At 57.7% G+C, this 13,533-nt stretch carries 13 protein-coding genes; 6 read left to right on the top strand and 7 right to left on the bottom strand.

Annotated features, from left to right (window positions below; genetic code table 11):
* Positions 1 to 354 precede the first annotated feature (354 nt).
* From PSH79_RS23730 to PSH79_RS23740, 3 genes are all read left to right on the top strand, one after another.
* Complete coding sequence (locus PSH79_RS23730; RefSeq protein ID WP_305439900.1) at positions 355 to 1,668, top strand: C4-dicarboxylate transporter DctA; 1,314 nt, start codon at positions 355 to 357, stop codon at positions 1,666 to 1,668.
* 86 nt (positions 1,669 to 1,754) lie between these two features.
* Positions 1,755 to 2,459, top strand: a complete 705-nt coding sequence (locus PSH79_RS23735; protein WP_187679186.1) for a FadR/GntR family transcriptional regulator — start codon at positions 1,755 to 1,757, stop codon at positions 2,457 to 2,459.
* A 24-nt stretch (positions 2,460 to 2,483) separates the two neighbouring features.
* On the top strand, positions 2,484 to 3,194 hold the full coding sequence (locus tag PSH79_RS23740) for a GntR family transcriptional regulator (RefSeq protein WP_305439901.1): 711 nt from the start codon (positions 2,484 to 2,486) through the stop codon (positions 3,192 to 3,194).
* 53 nt (positions 3,195 to 3,247) lie between these two features.
* Here PSH79_RS23740 and yjiA read toward each other — a convergent pair whose 3' ends face one another.
* The 3 genes from yjiA to PSH79_RS23755 form a co-directional block, all read right to left on the bottom strand.
* Positions 3,248 to 4,219: a GTPase gene (gene yjiA / locus PSH79_RS23745; protein ID WP_305439903.1), complete on the bottom strand. Its 972-nt coding sequence runs from the start codon at positions 4,217 to 4,219 to the stop codon at positions 3,248 to 3,250.
* 154 nt (positions 4,220 to 4,373) lie between these two features.
* Complete coding sequence (locus tag PSH79_RS23750; protein WP_003228401.1) at positions 4,374 to 4,571, bottom strand: YbdD/YjiX family protein; 198 nt, start codon at positions 4,569 to 4,571, stop codon at positions 4,374 to 4,376.
* 15 nt (positions 4,572 to 4,586) lie between these two features.
* Complete coding sequence (locus PSH79_RS23755) at positions 4,587 to 6,653, bottom strand: carbon starvation CstA family protein (protein WP_305439904.1); 2,067 nt, start codon at positions 6,651 to 6,653, stop codon at positions 4,587 to 4,589.
* A 159-nt stretch (positions 6,654 to 6,812) separates the two neighbouring features.
* Between PSH79_RS23755 and PSH79_RS23760 the strand changes: the two genes are divergently transcribed.
* Positions 6,813 to 7,181 carry a PilZ domain-containing protein gene (locus PSH79_RS23760; protein WP_305439906.1) on the top strand — a complete coding sequence of 123 codons (369 nt, stop codon included), beginning with the start codon at positions 6,813 to 6,815 and terminating at the stop codon, positions 7,179 to 7,181.
* Positions 7,182 to 7,301: 120 nt separating this feature from the next.
* Here PSH79_RS23760 and radA read toward each other — a convergent pair whose 3' ends face one another.
* Genes radA through PSH79_RS23775 form a run of 3 tightly spaced genes read right to left on the bottom strand, consistent with a single transcriptional unit; the run spans position 7,302 to position 10,862 of the window.
* Complete coding sequence (radA, locus tag PSH79_RS23765) at positions 7,302 to 8,669, bottom strand: DNA repair protein RadA (protein WP_007909773.1); 1,368 nt, start codon at positions 8,667 to 8,669, stop codon at positions 7,302 to 7,304.
* A 45-nt stretch (positions 8,670 to 8,714) separates the two neighbouring features.
* The gene (locus PSH79_RS23770; protein WP_305439907.1) at positions 8,715 to 9,260 is read right to left on the bottom strand and encodes an ankyrin repeat domain-containing protein; all 546 of its coding nucleotides are present in this window, start codon (positions 9,258 to 9,260) and stop codon (positions 8,715 to 8,717) included.
* Positions 9,261 to 9,320: 60 nt separating this feature from the next.
* Positions 9,321 to 10,862, bottom strand: coding sequence for a catalase (locus PSH79_RS23775; RefSeq protein WP_305439908.1), 1,542 nt, complete (start codon positions 10,860 to 10,862; stop codon positions 9,321 to 9,323).
* 286 nt (positions 10,863 to 11,148) lie between these two features.
* On the opposite strand from PSH79_RS23775, the gene mscL reads away from it, so the two are divergent.
* A complete protein-coding gene (gene mscL, locus PSH79_RS23780) occupies positions 11,149 to 11,562 on the top strand; it encodes a large-conductance mechanosensitive channel protein MscL (RefSeq protein ID WP_305439909.1) in 414 nt (137 codons plus the stop codon).
* Between the two features lie 43 nt (positions 11,563 to 11,605).
* On the opposite strand, the gene PSH79_RS23785 is transcribed toward mscL, so the two are convergent.
* Complete coding sequence (locus PSH79_RS23785; RefSeq protein ID WP_305439910.1) at positions 11,606 to 12,382, bottom strand: ferredoxin--NADP reductase; 777 nt, start codon at positions 12,380 to 12,382, stop codon at positions 11,606 to 11,608.
* A 319-nt stretch (positions 12,383 to 12,701) separates the two neighbouring features.
* Between PSH79_RS23785 and PSH79_RS23790 the strand changes: the two genes are divergently transcribed.
* Complete coding sequence (locus tag PSH79_RS23790) at positions 12,702 to 13,415, top strand: autoinducer binding domain-containing protein (protein WP_305439911.1); 714 nt, start codon at positions 12,702 to 12,704, stop codon at positions 13,413 to 13,415.
* The last annotated feature ends 118 nt before the right edge of the window (positions 13,416 to 13,533 follow it).

The following is a 13,533-nucleotide window of genomic DNA, read 5'->3' on the forward strand; positions in this document are numbered from 1 at the left end:
GCGACCTTATATCCGCAGCATGAAAAACCGGCCAAGTGATTGGCCGGTTTTTTTTCGCCTGCGATTTCCCCTGTAGGAACTGTCGAGTGAACCGAGGCTGCGATCTTTTGATTTGTTTTAAAAACAGGATCAAAAGATCGTCCGATCGCGGCCCGAGCCTTCGGCAGCTCCTACACACGGATCCGGCCACTGGTCAGACCGGTCATGCCAATTTGTCGATTTTCACTTGTCATTCCAAAAAAACCGAGCGTAGACTGCGCCTGCACTGGACATACCGGTAAGACCACAATAATTAAGTCCTGAATCTGATGCGCCACGCGCACGGCAGCCAGGACACCGACCAGGATTCCTCCCATGCTCAGATGGTGCTCGCGTTCAATCTTCCTCCAAGTGGTTCTCGGACTGGTGCTCGGCATCGTCTGCGGGCTGACCCTTCCTGAATACTCGGCCCAGCTCAAACCGCTTGGCGACGGCTTCATCAAACTGATCAAGATGCTCATCGGTCTGATCGTGTTCTGCGTGGTGGTCAGCGGCATCAGTGGCGCGGGCGATCTGAAGAAGGTCGGGCGCATCGGCCTCAAATCCGTTATCTACTTTGAAGTGTTGACCACCATCGCCTTGGTGATCGGTCTGGTGTTCGCTTTCAGCACCGGCATCGGCAGCGGCGCCAATATCCATCTGGAGCAACTGTCCGCCGCCGACATGGGCGACCTCGCCGAACGCAGCCAGCACATGCACACCACCACCCAGTTCCTGATGGACCTGATCCCCACGTCGGTAATCGGCGCGTTTGCCGACAACAACATTCTGCAAGTGCTGCTGTTCTCGGTGCTGTTTGGCAGTGCATTGAATCTGGTCGGCGAAGCCGCTTCCGGAATCTCGAGACTGATTAACGAACTGAGCCATGTGATCTTCCGGATCATGGGCATGATCGTGCGCCTGGCGCCGATCGGCGTGTTCGGCGCCATCGCCTTCACCACCAGCAAATATGGCCTCGATTCGCTGCAGCATCTGGGCAGTCTGGTTGGCCTGTTCTACCTGACCTGCATCGCCTTCGTCAGCGTGATTCTCGGAGTGGTGATGCGCGCCTCCGGCCTGCGCATGTGGCCACTGCTCAAATACCTGCGTGAAGAGTTGCTGATCGTCATGGGCACCGCTTCCTCTGACGCCGTGCTGCCACAGATCATGCGCAAACTGGAACACTTGGGGATCGGCAGCTCAACCGTCGGGCTGGTGATTCCCACCGGCTACTCGTTCAACCTCGACGGTTTCTCGATCTACCTGACCCTGGCCATCGTGTTCATCGCCAACGCCACCGGTACGCCACTGGCCATGACTGATTTGCTGACAATTCTGCTGGTGTCGCTGATCACCTCCAAAGGCGCCCACGGGATTCCAGGTTCGGCGCTGGTGATTCTTGCGGCAACGCTGACCGCGATCCCGGCGATTCCGGTGGTCGGCCTGGTGTTGGTGCTGGCGGTGGATTGGTTCATGGGCATCGGCCGCGCGCTGACCAACCTGATCGGCAATTGTGTCGCCACCGTGGCCATCGCCCGTTGGGAAAAAGACATTGATGTACAGCGAGCCAACAAAGTACTCAGCGGCCAGCAGGGCTACACCTTTCAGCCGCGTAAAACAGCAACTCCGGCGCACCAGCAGGAGTTCTGATTTAACCCCTGTAGGAGCTGCCGCAGGCTGCGATCTTTTGATCTTGAGTTTGCGGTTATCTCCCACAGGCAAATGGAGCAAGACCTTTGATAACCACATCTACCGTCGTCAACTCAGTCGTAGAAAAACTCAGGGCCGCACTGGCCCGTGGTCAGTGGCGCTCAGGCGACATGCTGCCGGGTCAGCGCGAACTGGCCGAACAACTGGGCATCAGCCGCCCGAGCCTGCGCGAAGCGGTGATCGTTCTGGAAACCCTCGGCCTCGTACGCTCGATGCCGGGCAAAGGCGTGGTGGTGCTCGACGCACAGCTCAGCGACAGCCAAAGCCACGACAGTGCAGTGGCCAGCGCCAGTCTCGAAGACGTGCTGCAACTGCGCTACACCCTTGAGCCGTTCATCGTCGGCCTGGTAGCCCAGTCGATCAGCAGCAAGGAGGTCGGTCAGTTGCGCCTGACGCTGATGGACATGCGCGAAGCCCTCGAGGCGGGTGACAGCGAAGCCGGGGTTAGCGCCTACATCGCGTTTCACGAAGAGCTGTTCACCCTGACGTCGAATCCGATCTTCCAGAGCGTGGTGCAGCAAACCAGCAACGCCCTTAAACAAAGCGCCGAGGTGCTGCGCAATTCCCCTGAGCATCTGGCCGAGCGGCTGGAGGAAAACGAAGCCGTGGTCCGCGCGATCCGCAGCAAGAACAGCGCCCAGGCCAGCGCCGAAATGCGCCGGCACATTTTGCGCGAAGGTCAGCGAATGGGGATCGAGCTGAACATTCCGGATGACAACTTGAACAACTGAACCTCTTCACACAGGAGACCGGTCATGAACAGTCTTGCCACGCCATCGCACGCTCGGGCGAGCGCAGCGCCCCTGCCCTTCTCCCGCCAGCGCGAGCCAGTAGATGATCTGTATCCACGGCTGCTCGATGCGATTCTGGAGCAGCGCATCGACCCGGCCAGCCGTTTGACCGAGGACAGCCTCAAGCAGATGTTTGCTGTCAGCCGCGCGGATGTTCGGCGGGTGCTGACGCAGCTGTCCCATGAGCACATCGTCGTGCTGCGCGCCAATCATCGACCACGGATTGCGGCGCCGGACACGGAGCAGACGCGACAGGCGTTGCATGCCCGGCGGCTGACGGAAAACACCTTGGTGCGGTTGGCGTGCCAGCAACCACAGGCTGAAGATCTGAAACGGCTTCGAGCCTTGATCGAACGGGAACATCAGGCTGTGGAGCAGGATCGGCGCGGTGCGGCGATTCGGTTATCCGGGGAGTTTCATCTGCAATTGGCGCAGATGGCGGGGAATGCACCGTTGGCGCATTTTCTCGGCAGTCTGGTGCCGCTCACGTCATTGGCGATTGCGCGGTGTGGCGGGACTACGCACAGCTGTTGCGCATGGCAGGAGCATCTGGCTTTGGTTGAGGCGGTGGAGTGTGGGGATGTTACCAAAGCGGTGATTTTGATGAATCAACATCTGGATCATTTGGAGGGCACCCTGCTGTATTCCGTCAACGAGCACTGCGCCGCCGGATAGATCGCCATCGCGGGCAAGCCCGCGATAGCGTCATCGCTGATGACGAAAATATTTCAGGCTGCGGCCACCCTGGCAAACCCCGCCCGAATCTTTTCTTCCGGCAAGTCATCAGCAATAAACACAATCACACTTTCCCGCGCCTCACCTTCGGCCCATTCGGTGTCCCAGTCGAAACCATAGAGTTTCAGCACACCCTGAAACACCAAGCGCCGATCTTCCCCGGCAATGTTCAGCACGCCTTTGTAACGCAGCAATTGTTTGCCATGTTCTTCCAGCAACTCATTCATGAACTCGCTGAGCTGATCGATATCCAGGGGCTGCTCGGTGCGCAGCACGAGGCTGGAGATGCGGTCGATCGACGGCGCCTTGCTGACCGGACGCAGACTCAGCCCACCGCCGAGATCGGCGTTGAGGTTGAAGCCGCGCACGTCGAGCAATTCAGCCAGATCGATGTTGCCGTGCTCGACCACACGGATCGGCGCACGACGGTTGATCCGCGTCAGGCGCTCACTCAATGCGGTGAACGCTGCTTCATCCACCAGATCAGTTTTGCTCACCAGCAAGCGGTCAGCGAAACCGATCTGTGCCTGAGCGATGGTCTGGGTCAAGTGCACATCCGCGTGAGCGGCATCGACCAAGGTGATGATGCCGTCGAGCAGGTAACGCTCACGCAGTTCTTCATCGATGAAAAAGGTCTGCGCCACGGGCGCCGGATCAGCCAGACCGGTGCACTCGATCACCAGTCGGTCGAAAGCGATTTCGCCGCTGTCGAGGCGTTCGAGCAACAAGTACAGGGCTTTGGTCAGATCGGTGTGGATGGTGCAGCAGACACAGCCGTTGGCCAGGGTCATGACTTGCACCGGTTCGTCGCCAAGCAACTGAGTGTCGATGCCGGCGTCGCTGAATTCGTTTTCGATCACGGCGATTTTCAGGGCGTGCTCGGCTTTCAACAGGTGCCGCAACAAGGTGGTCTTGCCGGCGCCGAGGAAACCGCTGAGTACCGTGACAGGTATGGGAGAAGACAAAACCCGATCTCCTTAAAAGGAACGCAAAAACAAATGTGGGAGCGAGCCTGCTGGCGATGAGGGTGTGTCAGTCGAAATCGCTGTCGAATGACACTCCGCTATCGCTAGCAGGCTAGCTCCCACAGGGGGATTACAACAACCTCAGGCTGTCAGCTCAACAGCACTTCGGCCCACCCTTGCCACCGTAACGGGCCTCCTGACGTTCGCGGAAGAACATCTCGTAGCTCATCACCGGTTTGTCCGGGTGCTTGGTTTGCATATGCTCGACGTAGGTGTCGTAGTCGGGCATGCCGACCATCAGGCGCGCAGCCTGACCGAGGTATTTACCGAGGCGACTCAGGTCATTGAACATCGTGCAATCCTCTGGTTACGCATCCGGCAGGGCCTGGAATGGCGATTCTTTATCCGTACGCTCTTTTTTGCCCCAAGCGGCGATGCCGACTTTGAGCGCATAGAACAGGATGCTGAATACCACAAACAGGAACAGCGCCGTCAGCGTTGCGTTGGTGTAGGCGTTGAAGATCACGTGCTGCATCTGCTCGACGCTTTTCGCTGGCGCGAGCACCTGACCATTGGCCAGCGCATCGCTGTACTTCTTGGCCAGCGACAGGAAGCCGATCGCAGGGTTGGCGTCGAACAGCTTGATGAAGCCCGCAGTGGTGGTGCAGATCAGCAGCCAGGTGGCCGGCAGCAGGGTGACCCAGATGTAGCGCTGACGCTTCATTTTGATCAGGACCACGGTGCCGAGCATCAGCGCGATACCGGCCAGCATCTGGTTGGAGATACCAAACAGCGGCCACAGGGTGTTGATGCCGCCCAGTGGATCGACCACGCCCTGGTACAGCAACCAGCCCCACATTGCCACACAACCGGCGGTGGCGATCAGGTTGGCAGTCCACGATTCGGTACGTTTCAGCGCCGGTACGAAAGAGCCGAGCAGATCCTGGAGCATAAAACGCCCGGCACGAGTGCCGGCGTCTACAGCGGTGAGGATGAACAGCGCCTCGAACAGGATCGCGAAGTGGTACCAGAACGCCATGGTGTTTTCACCCGGCAGGACACTGTGCAGGATCTGCGCGATACCGACCGCCAGGGTCGGCGCACCACCGGCACGGGCCAGAATCGTGGTCTCGCCAATATCGTGCGCCACGGCTTGCAGCGCCTCAGGCGTGATCGCGAAGCCCCAACTGGTGACCACTTGCGCAACCGACACCACATCACTGCCGACGACTGCTGCCGGGCTGTTCATGGCGAAGTACACGCCTGGCTCGATCACCGAAGCAGCGACCATCGCCATGATGGCGACGAACGATTCCATCAGCATGCCGCCGTAACCGATGTAACGGGCGTTGGTTTCGTTATCCAGCAACTTCGGCGTGGTGCCCGACGAGATCAGCGCGTGGAAACCGGAGACCGCACCGCAAGCGATGGTGATGAACAGGAACGGGAACAGACCGCCCTTCCACACCGGGCCAGTGCCGTCGACGAACTGGGTCAGCGCGGGCATTTTCAGCTCAGGCATGGTCACCAGAATGCCGATCGCCAAAGCGACGATGGTACCGATCTTGAGGAAAGTGGAGAGGTAGTCACGCGGCGCCAGAATCAGCCACACCGGCAATGAAGCGGCCACAAAGCCGTAGCCAACCAACATCCAGGTAATCTGCACTCCGGTGAAGGTGAACGCCTTGGCCCACACCGGATCGGCGGCGATCTGCCCACCGAGCCAGATCGAACCCAGCAGCAGCAACACGCCGACCACAGAGATCTCACCAATGCGACCCGGACGGATGTAGCGCATGTAAATGCCCATGAACATCGCGATCGGGATGGTCGCCATCACGGTGAAGATGCCCCATGGGCTCTCGGCCAGGGCTTTGACCACGATCAGCGCCAGCACCGCGAGGATGATGATCATGATCAGGAAGCAGCCGAACAGGGCGATGGTGCCGGGAATGCGGCCCATTTCTTCACGCACCATGTCGCCCAGGGAACGGCCATTGCGACGGGTCGACATGAACAGAACCATGAAGTCCTGCACCGCGCCCGCCAGCACCACACCGGCGATCAGCCAAAGCGTGCCGGGCAAGTAGCCCATTTGCGCCGCCAGAACCGGACCGACCAGAGGCCCCGCGCCAGCAATGGCCGCGAAGTGGTGACCGAAGAGAATATGTTTGTTGGTTGGAACGTAGTCCAGCCCATCGTTGTTGAGCACGGCGGGGGTGGCCCGACGCGGATCGAGTTGCATCACATTGTTAGCGATGAACAGGCTGTAGTAACGGTACGCAACCAGATAAATGGCCACGGCAGCGACCACAATCCACAAGGCGTTGATCGCCTCGCCTCGGCGCAATGCCACTACGCCCAGGGCGCACGCTCCTACGATTGCCAGCACTAGCCAGGGTAAGTGGCGTAGCAGGCTATTATTATTTTTCATTTTATTATTCCAGCCAGGGTGGACAAGAAAGACAGCCACCCCGAGTTTAGCGCTTACGGCGACAAAGGCCATACCCCGACATTGGTCTAGACGCCTTAACGATTGGCCGCCCCCCGCTTTCGGGGTCTATAGTCAGCGAACCTTCTGGAGGATTACGCCATGAGCGAGCACCCAGCCAATCGTCGTCGTTTCAAACGTATTGCGTTCGATGCCAAAACCGAGCTACGTCAAGGTGAATATATCTGGCCGGTGAAGCTGATCGACCTGTCGCTGAAGGGGCTGTTGATCGAACGGCCGGAGCCTTGGCTGGGCGATCGGGAGAAGGATTTTTTCGTCGACATCCAACTGAGCGATGACGTCGATATCGAGATGGATGTGCATCTGGCCCATGAAGAAAATGGCCAGTTGGGCTTTGTCTGCCGGCATATCAGCCTGGAGTCGATCCAGCGCTTGCGGCGCTTGATCGAACTCAATCTGGCCGACGAAGCCGAACTGGAGCGCGAGTTGGCCGCCCTGATCGAAATCTAGAATCCACCACAGATCAAATGTGGGAGTGAGCCTGCTCGCGATTGCGGTGTGTCATTCAACATTTGCGTTGACTGGTTCACCGCTATCGCGAGCAGGCTCACTCCTACAGGGGTCGGTGATTTATTCGAAGAGCGCGTCGAGGGCCTGTTCCAGGCGGGTCACGGCGATGATCTGCAAGCCCGGCGGCGACTCTTTTGGCGCGTTGCCCTTGGGCACGATCGCCCGTTTGAATCCATGCTTGGCGGCTTCCTTCAATCGCTCCTGCCCGCTCGGCACCGGACGCACTTCGCCGGACAGACCCACTTCACCGAACACCAACAGGTCATGCGGCAATGGTCGATTGCGCAAGCTCGACATGACAGCCGCCATCAGCGCCAGGTCAGACGCCGTTTCCAGCACCTTCACCCCGCCGACCACGTTAAGGAAGACGTCCTGATCATGGGTCGGAATGCCGCCGTGTCGATGCAGAACCGCCAGCAACATCGCCAATCGGTTCTGATCAAGACCCAGCGTCACCCGGCGCGGGTTGGCCAGATGACTGTCATCGACCAGCGCCTGCACTTCCACCAGCATCGGCCGAGTGCCCTCCCACGTCGCCATCACCACACTGCCCGGGACCTCTTCCTGAGCGCGGGTGAGAAAAATCGCCGATGGGTTTGAGACTTCTTTAAGTCCCTTGTCGGTCATGCCGAACACACCGAGTTCGTTGACCGCACCAAAACGGTTTTTCACCGCCCGCAGCAAACGCAAACGGCCATCGGATTCACCTTCGAAATACAGCACGGTGTCGACCATGTGTTCCAGCACGCGCGGGCCGGCAAGCGCGCCTTCCTTGGTGACGTGGCCGACGAGGAAAATCGCAGTGCCGCTTTGCTTGGCGTATCTCACCAGCAGCGCCGCACTTTCGCGCACCTGGGACACGCCGCCGGGCGCCGATTGCAGTTGCTCGGTGAAGATCGTCTGGATCGAGTCGATCACCATCACCTTGGGTTTTTCCTGACGAGCAGTGGCGATGATGGTTTCGATGCAGGTTTCGGTCATCACCCGCAGTTGATCCTGCGGTAAGCCGAGGCGACGGGCGCGCATGGCTACTTGCTGCTGGGATTCTTCGCCGGTGACGTACAGTGCCGGCATGCTCTTGGCGAGGTTGCAAAGGGTCTGCAACAGAATCGTTGACTTGCCGATCCCCGGATCACCACCAATCAGCACTACCGAGCCATCGACCAGCCCGCCACCGAGCACCCGGTCCAGTTCTCCGGAGGCAGTAGAAAACCGCGGAATTTCTTCGATGCTGACTTCGGCCAGCGTCTTGATCTGCGCCTGTTGCCCGGCCCAACCGGTGCGACCGGTGGGCGCCGTCGCGCCGCCGCTCTCGATCATGGTTTCGGTCAAGGTGTTCCAGGCACCGCACTCGCCACACTGGCCGGCCCACTTGGGAAAGGTTGCGCCGCACTCGGTGCAGCCGTACATGCGCTTGGCCTTGGCCATCAGAACCCCCGACAAAAACCGCGATGATAACGCACGCGCTGCCGATCAGCGCGGCGCGGCGGTACGGATTTCCCCGCTGGCCAGACGTGCGGCGCTGTTACCCAGCGGATCTTCGGCATTCAGATCGGCGCCTTTGGCTTTCAGCGCGTCGAGCAATTCCTGACGCTTGAACAATCCGGCGTACATGGCGGCCGTCTGACCGGCACCGTTACGTTGGTCGGGACTGCAATCGGTGGCCATCAAACGCCGGGCAATCTGCAATTCGCCTTTGAAAATCGCGCCCATCAGCGCCGTGTTGCCGCGTTGATCCTGAGCACAGGCATCCGCCCCGGCGGCGAGTAGCCTTTCAACCGCAGGCGCCTGGCCGTGATACGCCGCCAGAATCAGCGCGGTGTAACCCTTGTCATCGCGGGTATCGAGGGAATATCCGGATTCGATAAAAGTATCGAGCATCGGCACATCACCCCGCCGGGCCGCGTCAAAATAATAGTCCTGCAGTTGCGCCTTGATGGCTTCAGGGTCCTGCTCGGGAGAAGCCGCCCACGCAGAAAACGACAGGCAACCGCAAAACAATAAAAGACAAATACGCATCAGCAGTCTCCTTTGGCAAAACGGGGCCTGATTCAGGCCCCGCTTGGGATAAGCGTCGGATCAGTCAGCCAGTTTGGCCGCCAACGCCTTGACCCGGCTCAGGTCACCCTTGGCCACTTCAGTCACGCCGGTGCCGTACTCCGGATCGGCCTTATAGAGGAAGGACAGGATGATGTGCTTGCTCTCGTCATCCGTGGTGGCCAGTGAGCCGCCGAAGCTGTCGATCAGGTCGCGGCGTTCCTTTTTGCTGAACGAGCGATACAGATCGCCGGCCTGCTTGAAGTTCTGCTCACGCTGGATCTTCGCCTGCTGCGTGCTGCCCGACAGCGCCATCTGGCTGTAACGCGCCGTGGGCGTTTCTTCACGCGGTTGCAAACGGCTCGGCTGATAGTTCACACCGGACTGGCTGGCACCGAAGTTCATCGCGCCATCCTGATTGCCGTTGTTCACCGCAACTTTCGGCGCGTTGATCGGCAATTGCAGGGCATTAGCGCCAAGGCGATACATTTGCGTGTCGGCATAAGAGAACACGCGACCTTGCAACAAACGATCTTCGGAAGGTTCGATACCCGGAACAACATTGGCCGGAGCCATTGCAACTTGTTCGGTTTCCTGGAATACGTTTGCCGGATTACGGTTTAGAACCATTTGTCCAACTTTACGTTCTGGAATACCCGGCCAGATCTTGGTTGCATCCAGCGGATCGAAATCAAACTTGGACAAATCTTGTGGTTTCAGAACCTGAATGTACAAGTCCCATTTCGGGAAGTTGCCTTTGTTTATATTAGTCACCAGGTCATTGGTCATATGACTGTAATCCTGACCCTGAACTTTTGTGACTTGTTCAGGGGTGAGATTATTGATGCCTTGCAAGCTCTTCCAGTGAAACTTTACGTAGTGCACTTCGCCCTTGGCATTGACCAACTTATAGGCATGCACTCCGTTGCCGTCCATTTCGCGATAACTGGCGGGGGTTCCCGAATTGGAATACAACTCGGTCAGCGTACGCGTGGCTTCCGGTACATGGGAGAAGAAGTCGAATCGGCGCGAGTCATCATCAAGATTGGTACGCGGATCAGGTTTGAACGCATGCACCATATCCGGAAATTTGATCGCGTCTCGGATGAAGAAGGTCGGGAAGTTGTTGCCCACCAGATCCCAGTTACCGTCGGCGGTGTAGAACTTGGTGGCGAAACCACGCGGGTCACGCAGGGTTTCCGGGGAGTGGTTACCGTGAACCACGGCAGAGAACCGCACGAATACCGGCGTGCTCTGGCCGGCGGCAAATACCTTGGCCTTGCTCAAGTCGCTGAGGTCGTTGGTCACCGTGAAAGTGCCATGGGCGCCGGTACCGCGCGCGTGAACCACACGCTCGGGAATGCGCTCGCGGTCGAAACGCTGAAGCTTCTGGATCAGTTGCACATCCTGCAGCAGCACCGGGCCGTCGGTGCCGGCGGTTTGCGAGTTCTGATTGTCGCCCACCGCCGCACCATTATCCCGGGTCAGGGGCGCGGCATGCACGGAAAAGGTCAACAGGCTGGCGGTAAGTACACCAAGTGCGCGGCGATGGGGAAAAGCCCCCAGTCCAAGAGTGGCATTCATATCAGGTTCCTCTGGTTTTTTTGGGCGCATCCAGGTGCGCCAACCCAAGGCTAGAGGCCTGTGCCGCTGAACATAAATAGAAAGAACGTAACGGCATGATTGAAAAAATTGGCTTCCCGATCAGCGAGTTACGGCGTATTTCGCGCGCGATTAGTGGCACTTTGCAAACTAATCGTAGATTAATGTGTCGATTAAAACGGGCATTGTAAGAAGGTGTTTCGCGCAGGACGCGTTTTGCTGATTTACACTGCGTACACCAAACTCATCTGTAACAAGGAAATAACCTATGGGCGTGATAAGTGAGTTCAAGGCCTTCGCGGTCAAAGGCAATGTGGTCGACATGGCCGTCGGTATCATCATCGGTGCCGCCTTCGGCAAGATCGTTTCATCCTTTGTCGGCGACGTGATCATGCCGCCGATCGGCCTGTTGATCGGTGGAGTGGACTTCAGTGATCTGGCCATTACGCTGAAAGCTGCACAGGGCGAAGCCCCCGCGGTAATGCTGGCTTACGGCAAATTCATCCAGAGCGTGCTCGACTTCGTCATCGTCGCCTTTGCCATTTTCATGGGCGTCAAAGCCATCAATCGCCTGAAACGCGAAGAAGCCGTGACCCCTACCCTGCCACCGGTGCCGACCAAGGAAGAAGAATTGCTGGGCGAGATCCGCGATTTGCTCAAGGCCCGGAACAATCAGCCCTGACTTAACTGCACCCTGACAAACGGCGCCTTAGGGCGCCGTTTGTTTACCAGTAGTTTTCCACGGCCACCTGCCCCGGCCGACGGGTGAGGCTGAGGCTCATGTGCCTTTTTTTCAGCAACGCACGAGTGTCGTCGATCATCTGCGGATTGCCGCACAACATGACCCGCGAATGCTCAGCCGACAGTTCCACGCCCGCTGCCCGTTCCAGCTCACCGTTTTCGATCAGTGTAGTAATGCGACCGCTCAACGCTCCGGGATGGGCTTCACGGGTGACTGTCGGGATGAAACGCAACTTGTGTGCGTGTTCACTCAAATATTCACGTTGCGCCAGGCCTGCAATCATCTGCTGATACGCCAGCTCCCGCGCTTCGCGCACGCTGTACACCAGAATGATCCGTTCGAATTTTTCCCAGACCTCGAAGTCCTGAAGGATCGACAGAAAAGGCGCCACCCCGGTACCGGTGGATAAGAGCCACAGATCACGGCCGTCAACGAAGCGATCAAGGGTCAGGTAGCCGAACGCTTGGCGATCCACCAGCAAGGTATCGCCGATCTGCAGACGGCTCAGCTCGCTGGTGAACTCGCCACCCGGCACTACGATGGAGAAGAATTCAAGAAACTCGTCAAAGGGTGACGACACCATCGAATAGGCGCGCCAAACAGTGCTGCCATCGGCCTTGGTCACCCCGAGCCGGGCAAATTGCCCGGCCCGGAAACGAAAACCTGCATCACGACTGGTACGCAAAGTGAACAAGCTGGAGGTCAAGGGCTGCACGTCGAGCAAGGTCTGAGCGGTAAACTTCTCTGCACTGGCGATCATGGGGCACTCCGTTGAACGATTACCAGCAGTGTCCCGCAAATCGGCGCGCTTAAACACCGATGATTGGTAATGGCTTTATAAACACGCCACCGATATCTATTAACCGCATTTAAAGCAAGCAAGCTATGCAAACTAAAATTTAGAATGACAAGTTGCATATCAAAACATCGCTATTGCTAAGAACGTTTTATGACCACAAGTAATTCCTCAAGAGCGAAAAAATTTAAACTCTTCGTAGGAAACACCCTACACTTCGACCCGTGCCGGATCTTTTGGATCCACTCGGCACCCCCCTTCGCAACACCAACGGAGAGCTTTAATGGAAACGTGGAAGGAGTCGCAATTAAAGCAACTGACTTTCGCCAAGGGAATAGATGCCGCTTATCCGATCTTGCTGAAATTTGCCGAGAATCTGGGATTTAACTTCTGCGCAATTTCAGTCACTTCGCCGCACCGGGAAATTCATCTTAACGCCTTGCAAATCAACAACTACCCTGAAGAGTGGAATCAGCAATATGCACAAAAAAACTTCCGGAAAATTGATCCGGTAATAGCACACTGCAATCACTCAATGTTACCGATCGTATGGAGTGAAACGGTATTCGCCGAGACGCCTCAGTTATGGGAATCATTGAAGGAACATAGGCTGCAACACGGCTGGTCTCAGGCGTTCCATAACGAGGAAAGCGGCTTGTGCAGCATTATCAGCCTTGCCCGAAAGCACTGCCCGATCAGTCCGCTCGAGTTGTATGAGCATTTTGGCTATATGTTCTACGCCACCAGCCACTTGAGCGAACTGTTCGCCAGGGCCTTGCCAGCACAGCCCGCCAAGTCCCGCCAACCGCATCTTTCACCCCGAGAACTGGAGGTGCTGCAATTGTCCGCCAGTGGCAAAACGGCTTATGAGATCTCGAAAATCCTCAGCTTGAGCGAACGCACCGTGAACTATCACGTGCAGAACGTGATCGAGAAGCTCAACGTCTGCAACAAGATTTCCGCTGTCATCGCGGCCGCCAGAGCCGGAATCATCTAGACCCATTGCTTTGCTCCAGATTAAAACGTGCGGGTATTCGCGCAGAAAAAAACGTACCATTTGTGCCCTCACTGAGTGATGACGCCAGCCGTTTGCGTTGCAGTTCACTTGGTCGGGT

This window comes from Pseudomonas sp. FP2196 (genome assembly GCF_030687715.1).
GTDB lineage: Bacteria > Pseudomonadota > Gammaproteobacteria > Pseudomonadales > Pseudomonadaceae > Aquipseudomonas.

Coding starts and splice junctions, on each gene's coding strand:
- PSH79_RS23755 (WP_305439904.1), bottom strand. CDS start 6,653: ATGAAAAATAATAATAGCCTGCTACGCCACTTACCCTGGCTAGTGCTG.
- PSH79_RS23790 (WP_305439911.1), top strand. CDS start 12,702: ATGGAAACGTGGAAGGAGTCGCAATTAAAGCAACTGACTTTCGCCAAG.
- PSH79_RS23770 (WP_305439907.1), bottom strand. CDS start 9,260: ATGCGTATTTGTCTTTTATTGTTTTGCGGTTGCCTGTCGTTTTCTGCG.
- mscL (WP_305439909.1), top strand. CDS start 11,149: ATGGGCGTGATAAGTGAGTTCAAGGCCTTCGCGGTCAAAGGCAATGTG.
- PSH79_RS23775 (WP_305439908.1), bottom strand. CDS start 10,862: ATGAATGCCACTCTTGGACTGGGGGCTTTTCCCCATCGCCGCGCACTT.
- PSH79_RS23750 (WP_003228401.1), bottom strand. CDS start 4,571: ATGTTCAATGACCTGAGTCGCCTCGGTAAATACCTCGGTCAGGCTGCG.
- PSH79_RS23730 (WP_305439900.1), top strand. CDS start 355: ATGCTCAGATGGTGCTCGCGTTCAATCTTCCTCCAAGTGGTTCTCGGA.
- PSH79_RS23740 (WP_305439901.1), top strand. CDS start 2,484: ATGAACAGTCTTGCCACGCCATCGCACGCTCGGGCGAGCGCAGCGCCC.
- PSH79_RS23785 (WP_305439910.1), bottom strand. CDS start 12,382: ATGATCGCCAGTGCAGAGAAGTTTACCGCTCAGACCTTGCTCGACGTG.
- PSH79_RS23760 (WP_305439906.1), top strand. CDS start 6,813: ATGAGCGAGCACCCAGCCAATCGTCGTCGTTTCAAACGTATTGCGTTC.
- radA (WP_007909773.1), bottom strand. CDS start 8,669: ATGGCCAAGGCCAAGCGCATGTACGGCTGCACCGAGTGCGGCGCAACC.